We start from the raw sequence: 17,442 nt of genomic DNA, 5'->3' as shown, positions 1-17,442 counted from the left end.
CTCCATGGACACCCGTCCGCTCCTCGCCTACGGTGGACCGCGACCGGCTTCCCACGGCCCTGTCGGCGAGTCCCTGTCAGCGCGGTGCACAGGGTGACGCGGATCTCCGGAACCGCGTTCCCAGCCTCACCCGAGGCGCTGGACGCTCGATCGACGCGCGATGGCAGCGCGCGATCCACAGGAGGACTCCTATGGGCCGAACCATCTTCCGCAACGTGCGTGTCTTCGACGGGCAGTGCGTCCGTGCCGAGGACACCGTCGTCGTCGCCTCCGGCCGTATCGAGGCGGTCGGCAGCGAGTTGCCGGTGCCCGCCGGCGCCGAAGTGGTCGAGGGCGGCGGACGCACTCTGCTGCCCGCACTCATCGATGCCCACACCCACGTGGTCGGGGACGCCCTGCGGCAGGCACTGCGGTGGGGCGTCGGCACCGAACTGGACATGGCCAACTTCCCCGACGCGGTCGCCGCCGCGAAGAAGGAGCAGGACGGGCCGCTCGGCTCCTCGATCGCGGACCTGAGGTCCGCCGGGTGCGCCGCCACCGTGCCCGGCGGCCACGGCTCCGCGCGCTTCCCGGACATCCCGACGCTCACCGAGCCCGAGGAAGCGGCCGGTTTCGTCGAGGCGCGCATCGCCGAGGGCTCGGACTACATCAAGGTGCACTACGACGACGGCCAGGTCTCCGGACGGATGCACGGCACCGAGCTGCCGGTCATCCGCAAGGCCACCATGGCGGCCGTCATCGCGGCGGCCCGGGACCGCGGCCTGCTCACCCTGGTGCACACCGGAACCGTACGGGCCGCTCTCGACGCCGTGGAGGCCGGCGCGCACGGGCTCGCCCACCTGCTCGTCGACGAGGCGCCCGGGCAGGGGTTCGGAGAGGCGCTCGCGCGGCACGGGGTCTTCGCCGTGCCCACGCTGACCATGGTCGAGTTGTTCTCCGGCAGCCCCGCGCTCGGCACGCTCGCCGACGACGACACCGTGGCGCGCCATCTGTGCGCGCGGGACCGGGAATTGCTGGAGCGGCACCGGACGGGCAGGGCACGGCGGCTCGCCGTCGACCTCGGTGCCGCGCAGGCCGCTGTCCGCTCGGCCCACGCCGCGGGCGTGCCGCTGCTCGCCGGGACCGATTCGGTGATGTGGCTGCACGGCATCGGACTCCACCGCGAGCTGGAGTTGCTGGTCCAGGCCGGACTCACCCCCGGCGAGGCGCTCACCGCGGCGACCGCGACTCCCGCGGCGGTCTTCTCCTTGACCGACCGGGGCCGGATCGCGCCGGGCCTGCGCGCCGATCTCCTCCTGGTCGACGGCGACCCCACACGGGACATCCGGGCGAGCCGGGCCGTGTCCGGCGTGTGGAAGCGCGGGGTCAGGGTCGTGCGGCAGCCCGTCGAGGAAGGCCGCGGCTGAGCCGTCCGCCGGACCGACGCCCGTACCGCGCCGTGTCCAGCCGGAGTCCAGCGGCACGGGTGACCGTGGCCGGAGCGCCGGTCCGGCGCCGTGCGCCCACACCCTGCGGCGGGCACCATCCCGAGTGACGGAGCGGACGATGTCCACGATCCTCCTGGCCACCCTCGCGGCCAGCGGCCATGTCAATCCCTGCGGCCCCGTCGCAGCGGAGCTGACCGCCCGCGGGCACCGTGTCGTCTGGTACACGGGCACCCGATACGCGGACCGAGTGGCGCGCTCCGGTGCCCAGTACGCCCCGCCGGAGCGGGGCGCGTTCGTCGACCTGGACCGGTTGACCGACGAGCACCCCGAGTTCCTCGCGCTCCCACCGGAGGCCCGCGGGGCGTGGTTCACCGAGCGGGTCTTCGTCCGGCCGGTGCCGGGCCAGTACGAGGACCTGCGCACGCTGATGGCACGGTACCGGGCTGATGTCCTGCTCGCCGACTCCACACTCATCGCCGCCTCCCTGATGCACGAGCTGCACGGGGAGTTGTGGGCGACGATCAGTGTGGCGCCGCTGGCGATCCCGGATCCGCTGGTGCCGCCGTTCGGCAAGGGCTGGCCGCCGGGCGGGCAGCCCTGGCGGCGGGCACGGCGCCGGTACGCCGAAGCGGTCGAGCGCCGGCGCTTCCCGGAACCGTTGCGGCTGATGAACGTCATCCGCGCAGACCTCGGTTTGCCGCCGCTCCGCAGCAGTCCGTTCGACGCCAATCTCACCCCCTACCTGTACGCGCAGGCCACCGTGGAGGAGTTCGAGTACCCGCGGGCCAGGCTGCCCGAGCAGGTGCGGTTCATCGGGCCGCTGCTCCCCGCCCCGCCGCCCTCCGGCCCGCTCCCGCGCTGGTGGCCGGAGCTGGCCGAGGGCCGGCCGGCCGTCCTGGTCACGCAGGGGACGGGCGCCCGCGACCTGGGCGAGCTGGTGGTGCCGGCCGTCCGAGCGCTCCGGGACCAGGACATCACCGTCGTCGTGACCACGGCGGGCGCGTCCCATGAGGCGCTGCGCCCCGGCTCGCTGCCGGCCAACGTCCATGTCGAACCGTTCCTGCCCTACGCCCGGTTGATGCCGCACCTGGACGCCATGGTCACCAACGGCGGGTACGGCACCGTACAGCTCGCGCTCGCGCACGGCGTCCCGATCGTGGCCTCGGGCGTGACCGAGGACAAGCCGGAGGTGTGCGCACGCATCGCGTGGAGTGGCACCGGCGTCGACCTGCGGCGGCGGCGCCCGCCGGAACCCCTCCTCGCCACGGCCGTGCACCGCGTGCTCACCGACCCCGCGGTCCGGCGGGCGGCGTCCGCGATGCGTGCCGCGTTCGCCGGACGCCAGGCGCCACGGGAGCTCGCGTTGCTGCTCGAACGGCTGATCGAGACCCGCCGTCCGGTGACGGCGCCCGGCGGGTGACATCACGCCCGCCCGTCAGTCCCACCGTACGCCCCGACACCGCCAGGAGACCCACGTGATGAACGACCGTCCGCCGCTGCCGTTCCCCTTCCCGTCCGCCGAACCGTGGCGACCTGCACCGCAGTTCGCGGAGCTGCGCGAGACGGACGGCCTGCGACGCGTGACCCTGCCCACCGGGGACAGGGCCTGGATCGCCGTTCGCTACGAGGACAACCGGCGCCTGCTCTCGGACCCCCGCTTCAGCCGGGCCGCCGCCGCGCGGGCCCACGCCCCCCGGGCCCGGCGCACCGCACTCGAAGCCCGTTCGCTCACCACCATGGACCCGCCCGAACACACCCGGTTGCGCAGAATCGCCATGCGGGCGTTCACGACCCGGCGGGTGGACCTGCTGCGGCCGGGCATCCGCCACACCGTCGACCGACTGCTGGACGCCATGGCGGTGGCCGGCCCGGGTGCCGATCTCGTCGCGGCGGTGGCCAGGCCCCTGCCGGTCACGGTGATCTGCGAACTGCTCGGAGTGCCCGCCGGGGACCAGGAGCGGTTCGGGACCTGGACCAAGGACTACCTGAGCGTCACTGACCGCACGGCAGGGCAGATCGAAGCAGCCGCTGCGGCGCTCAAGGAGTACCTGGCCCGTCTGATCGCCGAGAAGCGGCGCTGGCCCGGCGCCGGGGTGCTCAGCGACCTGGCCAACGCACCCGAAGAGGAGCGGCTGGACGAGGAGGAACTGGTGACGTTCGGGGTGACCCTGCTGGTCGCCGGGGTGGAAACGGTCGCCCATGAGATCAGCGGTGGCGTCCTGGCTCTGCTGGAGCACCGGCACCAGTGGGACCGGCTGCGCGAACAGCCCTCGCTGCTCGACGGCGCGGTGGAGGAACTGGTCCGCTACACCCCGGCGGCGGTCAGCGGCGGCACCGTCCGCATAGCGCTGGAGGACGTCGAACTGGGCGGCGTTCTGGTACGCCGGGGGGAGGCGGTCCTGCCGGCCGTGATCTCGGCGGACCGGGACGCCACCGTGTTCACCGGCCCCGACGAGCTGGACGTGACGCGACACCCCAATCCGCACCTCGGCTTCGGTCACGGCCCCCACCGCTGCCTCGGTGCTCAACTGGCCCGCGCGGAGCTGAGCATCACCCTGGGCGCGCTGATCGCCCGGTTCCCCGGGCTGCGCCTCGCCGTGCCCGTGACGGACCTGGAGTGGGAGCTGCGCACCATGCAGCGGGGACCGAAGGCCCTGCCGGTCCTGTGGTGAGCCACGCACGGGAGGGGTGAGGGCGGCGGGGAGAGGAACATCCTCTCCCCGCCGCCCTCACCCCTTGTTGCGGCGTGCCCGCACCGGGGACGGCCGCCCGCACGCGGCCCGCCGTCACTCGTAGCAGTCGTCCGGTCCCGTGCGCAGTGCCGGCCACTGCTGGGCGTCGTGCCCGCGCACGAGCAGCGCGTCCTCCGCCTTCGCCAGTGCGACCAGTTTGCGGGTGCTGGCGCGCACCGCGGACTCGTTCACATCGAAGGGGGTCATGGCCCGGGCGTCAGGGTCGAGATGCTCACCCGACGGGATGGCGTCGCCCGCGAGCAGCACGGCACCGGTCCGGGGCAGTCGTACGAGGACCGACTGGTGGCCCTCGACGTGTCCCGGGCTCTCCACGAGGTCCAGACCGGGGAGCAGCTCCGTGTCGCCGTCGACCAGCCGGTACTTCAGATGGGGCTGGTCCCAGGCGGCCCTGGCCAACTCCACCCGGGCCGGCACGCCCGCCCTCGCCCGCTCGTAGTGGCGGCGCTGGATGACGAACTCCGCGTCCGGGAAGAGGTCGTGGTTGCCGGCGTGGTCGGGATCCAGGTGGGTGCAGACCACCAGCGCGATGTCGGCGGGGCGCAGTCCGACGGCCGCGAGCCTGGCCTCCACGCCTTCGTCCGGCCCGACAGTGACGAAAACGCGGGGGCCCGACGCGGTCCGCGGAAAACCACTGTCGACGAGCACGTTGGTGCCGTCGTCGGCCTGGACGAGGTAGCCGGGCACCGGCGCGCCGACCGGGTTGGTGCCGAGTTTGAACAGGTGCAGCCTCATCCCGCGCTCCCCGTCGTCGTGGTGGACCCTGCCGTGGCGCGCGGGGCGGCCGGGCGGCCGAGAAACGTGCCCAGCGTGCCGGTCAGGGCGGCGCCGGAGGAGGATCCGTCGAAGCGCTCCAGTACGTAACCGTCCGGGCGGACGAGGACCGCGCCGGTCGGCGGCACCCCGTGAACCTCAGCCCACCGGCCCAGGGGATCGGCCAGGCCGTGGGCGCCTATGCGGTGCGCCGTCACGAGGGGTGAGAGACGGCGGGCGGCTTCGTACCAGTGCCGCGCTTGCTCTCCCGCCACCAGGACGATGCCCCTGCCGTCGTACAGGTCCAGGGTGGAGATCCGGTTTCCGTCGCGCTCCAGCCACATGTGCGGTGCCCGCGTGCCCGGCGTTCCCGTGAGCCGCCGCACGAGTGCGCCGTCGTCGGTGGTGCCGGGCGCCGGGTAGCGGCAGCCGAGCGCCACCGCGTGATCCGGCAGTATCGTTCCGGCCGGTGCCGTCGCCTTGCGGCCGGGGCGGTCCAGGGAGCGGAGCACCGCCTGCTCCACCGTGGCCCGGGCGGCGGGCAGCCGTTCGCTCTCGTAGGTGTCGAGCAGGTGCGCGTCCGCGTCGCCGCGCAGGACGGCGGCGAGCTTCCAGGCGAGGTTGTGGGCGTCCTGGACCCCGGTGCTCGAGCCGAAGGCACCTGTGGGCGGCATGGCATGAGCCGCGTCGCCGGCCAGAAAGATCCGCCCGCGGCGGAATCTGGCGGCCACCAGTGCCGCGGCATCCCACGGCTGGGCCCCGAGGATCTTCACCGGCAGCTCCGGTACACCGGCTGCGGCCCGCACGGCCGCCTCGCACCGCTGCTCGTCCCAGGGCTCCCGGCTCGAGCCGAGCGGCACGTGCAGCAGCCAGCGGTCCTTGTTGTTGACGGGGAGCAGGCCCGCGGTCACGTCGGCGTTGTGCACGTAGGCCATCAGGAAGCGCCGGTCGCCGAGGACCTCGGTGAGATCGGCGCGGAAGTGGATGTTGAGGTAGCGGGCCAGGACGCCCCGCCCGGACCGGGGGATGCCCAGCTCCCCCCGCAACGGGCCGGCGGCACCGTCGGCCGCCACCAGGTAGCGCGCCCGCACGGTGTACCGCTCGTCGGTGGCCAGGTCGCGCACGGTGGCCGTGACACCGTCGGCGTCCTGGGTATGGGCGATCAGCTCGTGCCCGAAGCGCAGGTCGGCCCCGGCCTCCTCGGCGCGTTCGCGCAGCAGCGGTTCCAGTTCGTCCTGTTCGCACAGGGTCCATCCGGTGGGGCTCAGGTCTTCGGTGCCCTCCTCCAGGTAGCCCGGCAGGAACTCCCGCTGCCGGTGGCCGGCGAGCGAGTCGAGCTGGACGATGCCACTGTTATCGGCCAGGGCGCGGGCGGACTCGGTGGCCCGTATCCGCTCCTCGAGTCCGACCTGCCGGAACAGCTCCATCGCCCGGACGTTCACGCCTCTGGCCCGGGGGTGGGCCGAGGTACCGGGACGGCGTTCGACCAGGAGAGGCCGTTGGCCCTGCCAGGTGAGGAACACCGCCGCGGACAGGCCGACGAGTCCTCCCCCCACGACGAGCACGGGGGTTCGTACGTCTGTCATGTCTCTCCCTCTCAGGATGCGTCCGGGCGTCATACAGGCCGGGTCGTCCGGGCGGCGGCTCGAACGGCGCTCAGCAGGGCAGCCTGGCGCAGGATCTGCGTGTACTCCTCCTCGCGGGCCGCTGCCGGACCACGGGTGAGGTGCGCGAAGTGGTCGGCCACACGGGCGAACTGGTCCTCGGCGCCCAGCACGAAGTGCTGGAGGTGGTCCTGCCGGGCCAGCCGCGTCACCGGCCGGGCGGTGGCCGGCGGCGAGAAGGGCTGTTCGAGGACGAGCCGCCCCGTGCTGCCCCACAGGGAGCAGTGGCTGCGGTAGCTGTGCTCGAAGCCGAAGCTCAGCTCGGCCGTGGCACCGCAGGGCGATGCCAGCAGGGCGCTCCCGGCCACGTCCACCCCTCGCTCCCGGTCCAGGCGCAGGGTCGAGCCGACCACCTCCAAGTCGTCGCCCAGGTACATCAAGGCCGCCCGTACCGGATAGGCTCCGACGTCCAGCAGCGCTCCGCCGCCGAGGTCCCGGCGGTAGCGGATGTCCGCCGGTGGCCGCGGCGGGATACCGAACGACGCCTGGAAAGCTCTCAGTTCGCCTATCTCATCGCCGTCCAGTCGTCGTCGGGCAGCCGCGTGCTGGCCGTGGTGGACGAAGGCGAAGTTCTCCATGAGCGCCAGCCCGCGCTCACGCGCCAGGCCGACCACCTCGTACGCCTCGGCGAGCGTGACGGTCGCGGACTTCTCCACCAGCACGTGCTTGCCCGCCCTCAGGGCACGGAGCGTCCACCGGGCGTGCAGGCCGGTGGGCAGCGGGATGTAGACCGCGTCGATGTCGGGCCGGGCGAGCAGCCGCGCGTAGTCGTCGACGGCCTCGCAGCCGAACCGCGCGGCGAACGGCGCGGTCCGTGCGGGGTCCCGGCCGGCGATCGCGGTGACGCGTACGCGGGATCCGGCGGCCAGGGCGGGCAGCATCCTGCGTGCGGCGATATCCGCGCATCCGAGCACGCCCATGGTGACCGGTGCCCTGCCGGTCCGCTCCTCGGGAAGGGTGCCGCTCACCAGACGCCTTCCCACAGCGACTGCAGGCAGGAGATGAGCGTGCGGGCCTCGACGCTGACGTAGGTCCCGTACCTCAGCAGACGCTTGAGCTGACGCATCGTCATCCAACGCATGGTGTCGGGCTCGGCGACGGGGAAGTCGTCACCGGCCTCGACCACGAGGTACCGGTTGTCACGCCGGTAGAACCTGCCGCCCTCCTCGGGGAGCACGGTGTCGAACCGGATGCTTGCGGGGTCGGCGCCCAGCACGTGATCCAGCAGCGGGGGCCACTCGCCGGGCGGCAGCGCGCGCCAGTCGCGCGAGACGCAGCTCACGGTCGGCGCCAGCTCGATGCCGTCGCGGAGTCCGGGCTGCGCCTTTCCCTGCACCAGCACGTGCAGAACACCGTCGATGCGCCGGACCATGAACGCCGCGACGCCCTGGCCGGGGAACTCCAGCATCGGCTGGGTCCAGTGAGTCACCTCCCGGGTACCGGCGCTGACCGAGACGGCGATCACCCGGTGGCACCGTCCGGAGGGCTCGCTGATGGCGTCCTCGCTCCGCCGCCAGCCCGCCAGCGCGCTCAGGGGGATCAGCCGGGCGGACCGGGAGGTTCCCGTGCGCAGGTCGGTGAGCCAGGTGAGCAGTTCCAACTCGTCGTGGCGGACGGACGCGCCGGGGCTCAGGGAGCGGGTCAGTGCCTCCTGGAAAGGGTCGGCGCTGGGCACAGTGGGACCGTCGCCGGGCGTCCGCCCCCGGCCGAGCGGCAGGCAGGCCAGCACGGTGCGGACATCCATGTTGACCACGTGATCGAGACCCATCAGGCTGTGGACCTGACCCAGTGTCATCCAGCGGTGGCCGCGGCCCACGGCGACGTCCTCGAATACCTCGACGGCCATGTTGCGGTTGCGTTTGTGCAGGAAGCTGTCGCCTTGCTCGGACTGGAGCGTGTCCACCAGGACCCGGCCGCGGCCCGGGCCGGTGAAGTGCTCCAGATAGTGGGTGCCGCCACCTCCGTGGACGCGGGTGTAATTGCTCAGTGTGGCCTGGACGGTGGGGCCCAGCTGCACCAGGCCGGTGTTGCCCGGTTCCATCTTGGCCTGCATGAGCAGGTACGGCACACCGTCGAACTCGCGGACCAGGATGCCGAGGATCCCGTGTTCCGGCTGGCTGATGATGGGCTGGGTGAAGCCGCCGACGGGCCAGTCCTCGCCGGTCACCCGCACTCCCTCGACGGTGAAGAACCGCCCGCTGCGGTGCACGAGGTTGCCGGTCCCCTCGTGGAAACTCCACTGGTCCAGCTCGGCGAAGGGGATGCGGGAGACGGCGATCCCGCCGTCGCGGCGTTCCCGTGCCAGCCAGGGCACCACGTCCTTTGTGGGGAGACCGGGAGTGTCCCTGATGGCCGCTGATCGGGCCAGCCGTTCGGCCAGGGACGCTGCGGCCCCCGGCCGGGTGCCCGGCGCGGCGGTGTGCGGCATGGTGTCTCCTTCGGTAGGTCGGCCGGCCCTGGCCTCAGTCAGTTCAGCCGGACCCGGCTGTGGTCGCCCACGATCAGCTGGTTGCCGCGCGGCGTCGGAGCCGCGGGGGACACCTCCACGTCCCTGCCGATGAGCGAGTTGTGGATCCGGCGCACCCCGCTGATGGACGAGCGGTCCATGACGATGGAGTACTCGAGCTCCGTGTGGTCCAGCCGGCACCCGGCACCCACCGACGTGAACGGGCCGATGTAGCTGTCCTTGACCACCGTGCCCGGGCCGATGGAGAGCGGACCCACCAGCCTGGAGCGCAGTACGACGGTGTCCTCGGCGATGTCCAACCGCCCGATGACCTCGCTCTCGGCGTCCACCGTTCCCAGGACGCGCGGCTCGACGGTCTCCAGGACCATGCGGTTGCACTCGAGCATGTCCTCGACCTTGCCCGTGTCCTTCCAGTAGCCGGTGATGATGTGCGAACGCACGTCGGCACGCTGGACGATCAGCTGCTGGATGGCCTCGGTGATCTCCAGCTCGCCCCGGAGGCTGGGCCGCAGACCTTCGACGACCTGGTGGACGGCCGGGGTGAACATGTAGATCCCGGCGAGGGCCAGGTCGCTCTTGGGACGGCTGGGTTTCTCCGCCACGCCCACCACCCGGCCGTCGGCGTCCAGTTCGGCCACCCCGAACTGCGTCGGGTCGGCGACCTTGGTCAGCAGGACCTGCGCGTCGGGTCGCTGGGACTGGAAGTCGGTGACAAAACCGCGTATGCCGTCGATGACGAAGTTGTCCCCGAGGTACATCAGGAAGTCGTGGCCGCCGAGGAACTCGCGGGCGATCAGCACGCAGTGCGCGAGGCCCAGCGGTGCCTCCTGCGGGATGTAGGTGACGGACAGGCCGAATGCCGAGCCGTCGCCCACCGCGCGGCGCACCTCGGCCGCCGTCTCGCCCACGACGATGCCGACATCGCGGATGCCGCTCTCGCGGATGGCCTCCAGGCCGTAGAAGAGGACTGGCTTGTTGGCGATGGGGACGAGCTGCTTGGCGGAGGTGTGGGTGATGGGCCGCAACCGCGAGCCGGTACCTCCGGCGAGGACGAGGGCCTTCATCGCGCACCCGCCCCGGACGGCTGCCAGACGGCCGGGTCCTCCACGACCGGACGGCGTCCCAGCAGGGGCTCCCACCACTCGGGGTGATCGCGGTACCACCGGATGGTCTCCCGCAGGCCGGCGCCGAACGCGACGGTGGGCCGCCAGCCCAGGTCCCGCCTGATTTTGGTGGAGTCCAGCAGATACCGGCGGTCGTGTCCCGGCCGGTCCGCCACGGTCGTCTGCAAGGAGGTGGGCAGTTCCAGCTCGTCGAGCACCGCGTCGGCGATGTCCTGGACGCTCGCCTCCGCTCCGGTGCCGACGTGGTAGGTCTCCCCCGGCACCCCGTCGGCCAGCACCATGTCGATGGCCCGGCAGTGGTCGGAGACGTGGATCCACTCCCGCCGGTGGTGCCGGGAGGCGTACACGGGCAGGCTCCTGCCGCGCAGGGCATTGGTGACGAACAGCGGGATCACTTTCTCCGGGAACTGGAGCGGCCCGTAGTTGTTGGCGCAGTTGGTCACCGTGACGGGTAGCCCGAAGGTCTCGTGATAGGCCCGCACCGCGTGGTCGGCGCCGGCCTTGCTGGCGTTGTAGGGAGTACGCGGGCGGTAGGGGGAGTCCTCGTGGAAGGCGTCCGTGCTGTCGAGCGCAAGGTCCCCGTACACCTCGCAGGTCGAGATGTGGTGGAACCGTTCGACCCCGTGGCGCAAGGACGCCTCCAGGAGTCGCTGGGTGCCCATGACGTTGGTGTGGAAGAACCTGCCGGGGTCGAGGACGGCGAGGCTGTTGTGGGATTCGGCGGCGAAGTTCACCACGGTCCGGACGCGGTGGTCGCGCAGGATCTTCGCCACCCGGTCGCCGTCGCCGATGTCGGCGTGCACGAACACGATCCCGTCACGCACCCCGGCGAGGTTCTCCTCGTTGCCGGCGTAGGTGAGCGCGTCGAGGGCGACGACGGTGTCGTCCGGATGCTGCTCGCGCCAGTAGTGGACGAAGTTGGCACCGATGAATCCAGCCGCACCGGTGACGAGCAGGGTGCGGGAGGGGGCGGCAATGGACATCAGGGGGCTTCTTCCTTGTCGGAGCGTTCCGCGGGCCACCGCAGGTCCCGGCTCAGTTCGCTGATCAGTGACCGTTCGGCGGAGGTCGCCTCGCCACAGGTGAGGCGCTCGGGGCTCCCCGGGGGCGGCTCGGCCAGGGTCGGGATGCCGTAGTGACCCAGCAGGAACGCGGCCGCGGCGGGACTCTGGTGGAAGTCCTGCCACGGGGGCAGGGGGAAGTACGCCGCCCCCAGTGTCTGGAATCCTTCGGACACCCCTCGCCCCACCGCGCGCAGCAGGCGACGCATCACGGCTTCCCTTCCGCGCCGGGGACGGCGGCTCACGACTTGGTGAACGAGGCCGCGTCCCGGACCTCGTAGATCCCGTAGTGCCGGCTGCCGCCGCGGTCCTGGTATCGGCGCAACGGCGAGGTCTGCGAGCGGTGGGCGGCCCCCTGTTCCCAGTCGCGGAACGACTTGGCGTCCCGCCAGTAGCTCAGGACGGCAAAGATGCCGTCCTCCTCCTGGAGGGTGGAGTGAAGCAGTTCGCTGCGCAGCAGGCCGGGCACCTCGGCGAGGTCCTCGTTGATGCTGAGGAAAGCGGCCTCGAGAGGGGCGGGTCCCTCCTCGGGGGCCCGGCAGTACACGATCACCCGGATCTCGCGGTTCATACCGCCGCCTTCGCCGAGGGCAGATGGTGGACGACCCGCATGGTGGACATGGAGCCGCCGGAACGGTACGGGTGGAGCCTCTGGCGGTGCTCGACGTGCTGCTTGCTGTGTTCGAAGGCGCGGAAGCCCTGCTCGTCGGTCCAGTCGCTGATGATGAAGTAGACGTGCTCCTCCTCGGTCGAACGCAGCAGCCACTGACCCAGGTTGGCCGGGTCGGCGGTGACCGCGTGGCCTATCTCCAGCCAGGTCCGCTCGAAGTCGGCTCCCATGCCCGGGTGTGTCTGCACGCGCAGCAGGACCCGGAAGACGCCGTCGGCGCGCTCCATGTTCAGATTCCTCCGTCGACGTGGATGGTCTCGCCTGTCAGGTAGCCCGACGCGGAGCCGGCGAGGTAGACGACGACCGAGGCGACCTCGGCGGGAAGTCCGAGCCGGCCGAGCGCGGTCATGTGGCGGTACCTCTGCTGGAGGGCCTCGTACTCCTCGGGCGGTAGCTTGGCCGCCTCCTCGGTCTCGATCACGCCGGGGGCGACGACGTTGACGCGGATGCCCCGGGGCCCCAGCTCCTTGGCCAGGGAGCGGCTGAGCCCGATCACGCCGGCCTTGCTCGCGGTGTAGTGGGCCCGCAGCGGAAGGCCGACCGTGGCGACCCGGGAGCCGATGTTGATGACCGAGGCCTTCTCGGCGAGCAGGGGCAGCGCCTTCTGGGTGACCAGGAAGGGCGCGGTGAGGTTGGCGTCGAGGATGCGCCGCCACTCCTCGAGGGACAGCTCGGCGAAGGGCACGTGGGAGATGACTCCCGCGTTGTTGACGACGGTGTCGAGCCTGCCGAACCTGACCCTGCACTCCTCCAGCAGCCGGTCCACGTCCTCCGGGCGGCCGACGTCGGCTTTGACCACGTGGTGGTCACCGGGCAGTTCCTTCAGGACGCGGACGAGGCTCTGGGCGTCATCGTTGTCCTGGCGGTGGCAGGTCAGGACGTCGGCGCCCGCGGCGGCCAGGGCCAGTACCACGGCCCGGCCGATTCCTCGGGTGCCTCCCGTGACGAGCACGTGCTGCCCGTCCAGTGACAGGTTCATCGGGGCGTCTCCAATCGTCTTGGGTTCACAGGGAGAGTGCGGCGCCGACGGCGTTGGCCAGCAGTGCCGCGACCGCGAGCGCGGTCCTGACGAGGTTCCAGTTGCGCCATCGCACCCGGGGGTCGAGCCGGTCCCAGTCGAGCGGTACGGCACCCGGTTCGAGGGAGCCGACCCACTTGTTGATCGGCACGTTCCTGGTGACGGACACGACGATCGCGGCGAGGAGCAGGACGCCGGCAGTCCCGGCGGCGGCCGGGACCCGGCCGGTACCGAGGACGGCCAGGGCGGCGTCGCAGAGCATCGCGGTGATCATGCAGATCGGCATGAAGGGGTCGAAGCGGGTGACCAGGAACTGGTGCACCGGGACGTAGCGCTCGACCGGAAGGCTGAGGAGCAGCGGGGCTCCTCCCAGCGAGGCGATCATCAGTCCGCCGGCCGCCATCCCGCTCCCGACCAGGGCGAGCGGCAGCAGGATCTGGTTCATGACCCGGAACCGGTTGGCCGGCCGGCCGCCTGCTCGACGAGCTTCTTGATCCGGGCCATCTGCACCTTGGTATTGGCGTCGAGGTGCGCGGCCATCGCCTCGTCGTCGAAGGGCATCGTGGGCCGTACGTGGAACTCCTGGACCCAGCGCATCCGCACGCCGGCGTCGGTCTCCCGGTAGTCCCAGGCGATGTCCATGAACTCGAACGGGCCCGTCTCCACCCGGTGGGCGCGTACGGTGCGGGTGGCGGGGTCCGGCTTGCGCAGGGAGACCCAGCTCCAGACCTTGCCGTCCTCGTCGGGGTGCATGGTGAGCCGGAAGCGGACGGTTCCGTCCGGCGCCCGGTCCAGGATCTGGGCCGAGGCGTACTCGTCGAAGAGCTGCGGCCAGGACTCGATGTCGTTGGTCATCCGCCACACCAGTTCCATGGGCGCGTCGACGACCACGGAGTTCTCTGTCCGTGCGGCCATGGGTCAGCGTCCTTCCGGGAGGCGGTGGTCGATGTACTGGAGGACGGCCCGGGGGGTCGTCATGAGCTCCATGTGCTCGTCGGGGACGGGAACACCCAGGTCGTTCTGGATGCGGGCGGTGATCTCCAGCATCGCGAGTGAGTCGTAGCCCAGGCTGCTGAAAGGGGTGTCGAGGATGTCACCATCGAGGTCCACCGACTCGTCGACGCCCACGCTTTCCTGGAGCATCGATCTGAGTTCGTCGAGAGTGAATGCACTCACGGTCGTTCCTCCGCTCCTTCGTTGTGGTGTGGCTGCACTGCTCCGCACGTCATCCGGTCCGCCGCACGACGGCCACGGCGTTGAACCCGCCGTATCCCCGGGCCACGACCATGGCGGTGCGCAGGGGCAGTTCGCGCGGCTGGTCGAGGACCAGGTCCAGGTGGTGGTGGGCGGCCGGACCGGTGACGTGCACGGTGGGCGGGACGACCTGGTCGCGCAGGGCCAGCAGGGCGCCCGCGGTGTCGAGGGCGCCGGCCCCCGCGTACAGCCGGCCGGTCATGGTCTTGGGAACGGTCACCGGAACCCCGTGGGGGCCGAAGACGGCAGCGAGCGCCTGTGACTCCTGCTGGTCGCGCTCCGGGCTGCCGTGCCCGTCGGCGAAGACGACGTCGACGTCCTCCGGCCGCAGTCGCGCGTCTGTCAGGGACTCGCGCATGCAGCGGGCGAGCGACGGGGGCCGGTTCGATCCGGGAGGGGGGTCGAACGTCGCGGCGTAGCCGACGAGTTCGCCGTAGGGGTCGATGTCCAGCTCACGCGCGGCGTGGGCGCTCGCCAGCAGCAGGATCGCGCCGCCCTCGCCGGGGACGAAGCCGGATGCGCTGGTGTCGAACGGCAGATAGGCGCCGGCCGGGTCGGTGACCGGGGAGAGCTGTCCGGTGGGCAGCTGGGAGACGAAGCCGGCCGGGGAGAGCGAGGAGTCGGTGCCGCCGGTGACGACGAGACGGGCGCCGTCCCGCACCACGCGGCGTGCCTGCCCCAGCGCGTCCAGTCCGCCCGCCTGTTCGCTGACGATGACCCCGCACGGTCCGCGCATCCCGTGCCCGATGGAGATCTGGCCGGTGGTTGCGGCGTAGAACCAGGCGATGGACATGTACGGGCTCACGTCCCGCGGGCCGCCACGCCAGAGCTTCTGCAACTCGCGCTGGCCGAACTCGGCTCCGCCGGTGGCGTTGGCGGTGATCACGCCCAGCTCGTACTCCGGCAGCCGGGACGGGTCGACGGCCGCGTCGTCCAGCGCCATCCGGGTGGCCGCCAGGGCGAAGTGGCTCATGCGGGACGTCTCGACGACGACACGGGGCGAGACGTACTCCGTTGGATCGAAGTCCCTTATTTCACCAGCGAGTTGAGAGGGGTACGCGCGGGCGTCGAAGGTGCTGATCGTGTCGATGGCGCTCTTGCCCGCCAGCGTGGCCGCCCACCATTCCTCCGTGGCCTGCCCGTTGGGGGCCGTCACGCCGATGCCGACGAACACCGCGGCTGTGCCGCTCATGCGGCGGCCCTGCCGGGGCCGGCCAGCACGATGGCGCTCTGGAAGCCGCCGAACCCGCTGCCGACCGACAGCGCGACCGATACCTTCTGCTCGCGTGCCGTCAACGGCACGTAGTCCAGGTCGCATTCGGGATCGCGTTCCCTCAGGTTGGCGGTGGGCGGGACGGCGCCCCGCTCGATCGCCAGAGCGCAGGCGGCGACCTCGATGGAACCGATGGCCCCCAGAGAGTGTCCGACCACCGACTTGATGGAACTCATCGGCACCTCGAAGGCCCGGTTGCCCAGGCTCTTCTTGACCGCCGCCGTCTCGTGGCGGTCGTTCTGCCTGGTGCCGGAGCCGTGCGCGTTGACGTAGTCGATGTCCCGCGGGTCCACCCGGGCCTGGTTCATCGCGGCACCGATGGCCTCGGCCATCTCCCGGCCGTCCGGGCGCAGTCCGGTCATGTGGTAGCCGTTGGCACGGGTGGCGTAGCCGAGGATCCGCCCGTAGACCCGGGCGCCGCGGCGCCGGGCGTGCTCGGCTTTCTCCAGCACGAACATGGCGGCTCCTTCTCCGAGGACGAGCCCCCGGCGGCTGCGATCGAAGGGCCGGCATGCCAGCTCGGGTTCGTCGTTGTACGTGGAGGTGGCCTTGATCGCATCGAAGCAGGCCATGGTGATGGGTGAGATCGGCGCGTCGGCGGAGCCCGCGACCACCACGTCGGCGCTGCCCTCCGCCAGCAGCCCGGCCGCGTGACCGAGGGCGTCGATGCCCGAGGTGCAGCCGGAGGAGACCACCGACGCCGGGCCCTCGGCGCCGGCCCACCAGGCCACCTCGGCCGCGATCGAGCTGGGCACCAGGTAGTTGTACAGCTCGGGTACGGCGTAGGTGTGGTCCACGATCCACTGCCGCCCGTCGTCGCTGAGGACGCGGTACTCCCGCTCCAGGCCGGTGGTGCACCCCACGGCGTTGCCGACCGTCACGGCGAGGCGCCCCGGATCCAGTGCGCCGGTGTCGAGCCCGCTGTCGGTCACCGCTTCGTCCGTGGCGGCGACGGCGAACTGTGCGGCCCGGTCCATGCGCCGGGTGTGCTGAGGGGTCAGCCCGTGGACCTCGGGGTGGAAGTCGACCTCGGCGGCCACCTGGCAGCGATAGCCCGTCGGGTCGAAGTGGGTGACCCGACGAGTGGCCGCGCGTCCCGAGATGATCCGCTGCCAGAACGCGTCGCGCCCCACCCCGCCGGGGGCCAGCACGCCGATGCCGGTGATGGCCACGTCCATGCTCCTCATGTGCCCGCCCCGCCGGCCGGGGGGCCGCCGACCTGGAGCGAGGGCGCCTGCTCGGCACCGGGCAGGAACTCCGTGTCGACATGCCCCAGCTCGGGCCGGGGCGCCAGCGGCCCCAGGTGGAAGACGGCCTGTGCCTGCGCGGGGCCGTTGTTCACCAGCCGGTGCCGCAGCCCGATCGGGACCAGCGTCGAGTCGCCCGGTTCCAGGGTCAGCGTGGTGCCGTCGATGGTGATCTCGACGGTCCCGCGGACCAGATGCACGAACTCTTCGGAGTAGGGGTGGTAGTGCTCGCACACGTATTCCCCGGGCTCCAGCGTGACCGTCCCCATGAAGCCCGAGGTGGCGCCGACCGTCCGGGGACTCAGCAGGACCCGGACGTCCCCGCCCCTGCGCCGGTTGGGCGTGACGTCGGTGCGGGCCACCTTTGTCGCGTCGGAACTCATCGCTTCTTCTCCCACGTGTAGAAGGCCGAGGCCATGGCGTCCTTCGGCTCGCTCCACGCGGGGTCGTACGGCGTGATGTGCCGGGCGAGCCTGACGTGGATGTCCTCGTACAGCGGGTGGCTGCGCGCCCGGTAGAGGTTGGGGGTGATCTCCTGGTCGGCCTCCACGAGATGGAAGTACAGGTCGTGGAAGCGCCAGAGCGTGCGCCGGGAGACCCCGATCAGATCGGGCAGCTCCGAGGCGTCGGATTCGGCGAATATCTGCGCGACCGAAGCGGCCTGCGACGGTTCCATCCGGGCGACGATCAGGTTCTGGTGCAAGGGTTCCTCCCCCATACGGCGCGGTCCGAGT

20 protein-coding genes are annotated in these 17,442 nt (G+C 71.7%); 3 read left to right on the top strand and 17 right to left on the bottom strand.

All coding sequences use genetic code 11. The features are described 5' to 3' along the window. Positions 1 to 191: 191 nt before the first annotated feature. The 3 genes from ACGFT1_RS25645 (at position 192) to ACGFT1_RS25635 (ending at position 4,099) form a co-directional block, all read left to right on the top strand. Positions 192 to 1,406 carry an amidohydrolase family protein gene (locus ACGFT1_RS25645; RefSeq protein ID WP_373911333.1) on the top strand — a complete coding sequence of 405 codons (1,215 nt, stop codon included), beginning with the start codon at positions 192 to 194 and terminating at the stop codon, positions 1,404 to 1,406. A gap of 139 nt (positions 1,407 to 1,545) precedes the next feature. After that, positions 1,546 to 2,847 (top strand): glycosyltransferase, encoded by a 1,302-nt coding sequence (locus ACGFT1_RS25640; RefSeq protein ID WP_373911332.1) that lies wholly within the window; start codon positions 1,546 to 1,548, stop codon positions 2,845 to 2,847. Positions 2,848 to 2,905: 58 nt separating this feature from the next. Next, the gene (locus ACGFT1_RS25635; RefSeq protein ID WP_373911331.1) at positions 2,906 to 4,099 is read left to right on the top strand and encodes a cytochrome P450; all 1,194 of its coding nucleotides are present in this window, start codon (positions 2,906 to 2,908) and stop codon (positions 4,097 to 4,099) included. Between the two features lie 114 nt (positions 4,100 to 4,213). Here the strand turns inward: ACGFT1_RS25635 and ACGFT1_RS25630 are convergent, their stop codons facing one another. Genes ACGFT1_RS25630 through ACGFT1_RS25550 form a run of 17 tightly spaced genes read right to left on the bottom strand, consistent with a single transcriptional unit; the run spans position 4,214 to position 17,411 of the window. After that, on the bottom strand, positions 4,214 to 4,912 hold the full coding sequence (locus ACGFT1_RS25630; RefSeq protein ID WP_373911330.1) for an N-acyl homoserine lactonase family protein: 699 nt from the start codon (positions 4,910 to 4,912) through the stop codon (positions 4,214 to 4,216). Continuing rightward, complete coding sequence (locus ACGFT1_RS25625; protein ID WP_373911329.1) at positions 4,909 to 6,516, bottom strand: FAD-dependent monooxygenase; 1,608 nt, start codon at positions 6,514 to 6,516, stop codon at positions 4,909 to 4,911. Before ACGFT1_RS25625 ends, ACGFT1_RS25630 begins: the two co-directional genes overlap by 4 nt. 29 nt (positions 6,517 to 6,545) lie before the next feature. Then, a complete protein-coding gene (locus ACGFT1_RS25620) occupies positions 6,546 to 7,562 on the bottom strand; it encodes a Gfo/Idh/MocA family protein (protein ID WP_373911328.1) in 1,017 nt (338 codons plus the stop codon). Then, positions 7,559 to 9,022 carry an NDP-hexose 2,3-dehydratase family protein gene (locus ACGFT1_RS25615; RefSeq protein WP_373911327.1) on the bottom strand — a complete coding sequence of 488 codons (1,464 nt, stop codon included), beginning with the start codon at positions 9,020 to 9,022 and terminating at the stop codon, positions 7,559 to 7,561. Before ACGFT1_RS25615 ends, ACGFT1_RS25620 begins: the two co-directional genes overlap by 4 nt. A 38-nt stretch (positions 9,023 to 9,060) precedes the next feature. Further along, on the bottom strand, positions 9,061 to 10,125 hold the full coding sequence (locus tag ACGFT1_RS25610; protein WP_373911326.1) for a glucose-1-phosphate thymidylyltransferase: 1,065 nt from the start codon (positions 10,123 to 10,125) through the stop codon (positions 9,061 to 9,063). Continuing rightward, positions 10,122 to 11,168 carry a dTDP-glucose 4,6-dehydratase gene (gene rfbB / locus ACGFT1_RS25605; RefSeq protein WP_373911324.1) on the bottom strand — a complete coding sequence of 349 codons (1,047 nt, stop codon included), beginning with the start codon at positions 11,166 to 11,168 and terminating at the stop codon, positions 10,122 to 10,124. The genes ACGFT1_RS25610 and rfbB overlap by 4 nt, the downstream gene beginning before the upstream one ends. Beyond that, on the bottom strand, positions 11,168 to 11,455 hold the full coding sequence (locus ACGFT1_RS25600; RefSeq protein ID WP_373911323.1) for a DUF6059 family protein: 288 nt from the start codon (positions 11,453 to 11,455) through the stop codon (positions 11,168 to 11,170). Before ACGFT1_RS25600 ends, rfbB begins: the two co-directional genes overlap by 1 nt. Before the next feature lie 32 nt (positions 11,456 to 11,487). After that, the gene (locus ACGFT1_RS25595; RefSeq protein ID WP_373911322.1) at positions 11,488 to 11,817 is read right to left on the bottom strand and encodes an antibiotic biosynthesis monooxygenase; all 330 of its coding nucleotides are present in this window, start codon (positions 11,815 to 11,817) and stop codon (positions 11,488 to 11,490) included. Then, a complete protein-coding gene (locus tag ACGFT1_RS25590; RefSeq protein WP_373911321.1) occupies positions 11,814 to 12,143 on the bottom strand; it encodes an antibiotic biosynthesis monooxygenase in 330 nt (109 codons plus the stop codon). The genes ACGFT1_RS25595 and ACGFT1_RS25590 overlap by 4 nt, the downstream gene beginning before the upstream one ends. A gap of 2 nt (positions 12,144 to 12,145) precedes the next feature. Continuing rightward, on the bottom strand, positions 12,146 to 12,895 hold the full coding sequence (locus tag ACGFT1_RS25585; protein ID WP_373911320.1) for an SDR family NAD(P)-dependent oxidoreductase: 750 nt from the start codon (positions 12,893 to 12,895) through the stop codon (positions 12,146 to 12,148). 25 nt (positions 12,896 to 12,920) lie between these two features. Continuing rightward, on the bottom strand, positions 12,921 to 13,379 hold the full coding sequence (locus ACGFT1_RS25580) for an anthrone oxygenase family protein (RefSeq protein ID WP_373911319.1): 459 nt from the start codon (positions 13,377 to 13,379) through the stop codon (positions 12,921 to 12,923). Next, positions 13,376 to 13,849, bottom strand: a complete 474-nt coding sequence (locus tag ACGFT1_RS25575) for an SRPBCC family protein (RefSeq protein ID WP_373911318.1) — start codon at positions 13,847 to 13,849, stop codon at positions 13,376 to 13,378. The genes ACGFT1_RS25580 and ACGFT1_RS25575 overlap by 4 nt, the downstream gene beginning before the upstream one ends. Positions 13,850 to 13,852: 3 nt before the next feature. Further along, complete coding sequence (locus ACGFT1_RS25570; protein WP_373911317.1) at positions 13,853 to 14,110, bottom strand: acyl carrier protein; 258 nt, start codon at positions 14,108 to 14,110, stop codon at positions 13,853 to 13,855. 49 nt (positions 14,111 to 14,159) lie between these two features. Next, positions 14,160 to 15,380, bottom strand: coding sequence for a ketosynthase chain-length factor (locus ACGFT1_RS25565; RefSeq protein ID WP_373911316.1), 1,221 nt, complete (start codon positions 15,378 to 15,380; stop codon positions 14,160 to 14,162). Continuing rightward, positions 15,377 to 16,648 (bottom strand): beta-ketoacyl synthase, encoded by a 1,272-nt coding sequence (locus ACGFT1_RS25560; protein WP_373911315.1) that lies wholly within the window; start codon positions 16,646 to 16,648, stop codon positions 15,377 to 15,379. The genes ACGFT1_RS25565 and ACGFT1_RS25560 overlap by 4 nt, the downstream gene beginning before the upstream one ends. Then, on the bottom strand, positions 16,645 to 17,091 hold the full coding sequence (locus ACGFT1_RS25555) for a cupin domain-containing protein (RefSeq protein WP_373911314.1): 447 nt from the start codon (positions 17,089 to 17,091) through the stop codon (positions 16,645 to 16,647). Before ACGFT1_RS25555 ends, ACGFT1_RS25560 begins: the two co-directional genes overlap by 4 nt. Next, positions 17,088 to 17,411, bottom strand: coding sequence for a TcmI family type II polyketide cyclase (locus ACGFT1_RS25550; RefSeq protein WP_356945811.1), 324 nt, complete (start codon positions 17,409 to 17,411; stop codon positions 17,088 to 17,090). Before ACGFT1_RS25550 ends, ACGFT1_RS25555 begins: the two co-directional genes overlap by 4 nt. Positions 17,412 to 17,442: the final 31 nt, after the last annotated feature.

Source organism: Streptomyces sp. Y20 (genome assembly GCF_043195475.1).
Taxonomy (GTDB): Bacteria; Actinomycetota; Actinomycetes; order Streptomycetales; family Streptomycetaceae; genus Streptomyces.
Note: the sequence above shows the minus strand (reverse complement) of the source record. Positions and strands in the feature narration are given on the sequence as shown.

Excerpts from the sequence above, each read along its gene's own strand:
- ACGFT1_RS25600 (WP_373911323.1), bottom strand. The coding sequence starts at position 11,455 with ATGCGTCGCCTGCTGCGCGCGGTGGGGCGAGGGGTGTCCGAAGGATTC.
- ACGFT1_RS25590 (WP_373911321.1), bottom strand. The coding sequence starts at position 12,143 with ATGGAGCGCGCCGACGGCGTCTTCCGGGTCCTGCTGCGCGTGCAGACA.
- ACGFT1_RS25580 (WP_373911319.1), bottom strand. The coding sequence starts at position 13,379 with ATGAACCAGATCCTGCTGCCGCTCGCCCTGGTCGGGAGCGGGATGGCG.
- ACGFT1_RS25640 (WP_373911332.1), top strand. The coding sequence starts at position 1,546 with ATGTCCACGATCCTCCTGGCCACCCTCGCGGCCAGCGGCCATGTCAAT.
- ACGFT1_RS25555 (WP_373911314.1), bottom strand. The coding sequence starts at position 17,091 with ATGAGTTCCGACGCGACAAAGGTGGCCCGCACCGACGTCACGCCCAAC.
- ACGFT1_RS25635 (WP_373911331.1), top strand. The coding sequence starts at position 2,906 with ATGAACGACCGTCCGCCGCTGCCGTTCCCCTTCCCGTCCGCCGAACCG.
- ACGFT1_RS25565 (WP_373911316.1), bottom strand. The coding sequence starts at position 15,380 with ATGAGCGGCACAGCCGCGGTGTTCGTCGGCATCGGCGTGACGGCCCCC.
- ACGFT1_RS25615 (WP_373911327.1), bottom strand. The coding sequence starts at position 9,022 with ATGCCGCACACCGCCGCGCCGGGCACCCGGCCGGGGGCCGCAGCGTCC.
- ACGFT1_RS25595 (WP_373911322.1), bottom strand. The coding sequence starts at position 11,817 with ATGAACCGCGAGATCCGGGTGATCGTGTACTGCCGGGCCCCCGAGGAG.
- ACGFT1_RS25560 (WP_373911315.1), bottom strand. The coding sequence starts at position 16,648 with ATGAGGAGCATGGACGTGGCCATCACCGGCATCGGCGTGCTGGCCCCC.
- ACGFT1_RS25585 (WP_373911320.1), bottom strand. The coding sequence starts at position 12,895 with ATGAACCTGTCACTGGACGGGCAGCACGTGCTCGTCACGGGAGGCACC.
- ACGFT1_RS25630 (WP_373911330.1), bottom strand. The coding sequence starts at position 4,912 with ATGAGGCTGCACCTGTTCAAACTCGGCACCAACCCGGTCGGCGCGCCG.
- rfbB (WP_373911324.1), bottom strand. The coding sequence starts at position 11,168 with ATGTCCATTGCCGCCCCCTCCCGCACCCTGCTCGTCACCGGTGCGGCT.
- ACGFT1_RS25645 (WP_373911333.1), top strand. The coding sequence starts at position 192 with ATGGGCCGAACCATCTTCCGCAACGTGCGTGTCTTCGACGGGCAGTGC.
- ACGFT1_RS25610 (WP_373911326.1), bottom strand. The coding sequence starts at position 10,125 with ATGAAGGCCCTCGTCCTCGCCGGAGGTACCGGCTCGCGGTTGCGGCCC.
- ACGFT1_RS25575 (WP_373911318.1), bottom strand. The coding sequence starts at position 13,849 with ATGGCCGCACGGACAGAGAACTCCGTGGTCGTCGACGCGCCCATGGAA.
- ACGFT1_RS25625 (WP_373911329.1), bottom strand. The coding sequence starts at position 6,516 with ATGACAGACGTACGAACCCCCGTGCTCGTCGTGGGGGGAGGACTCGTC.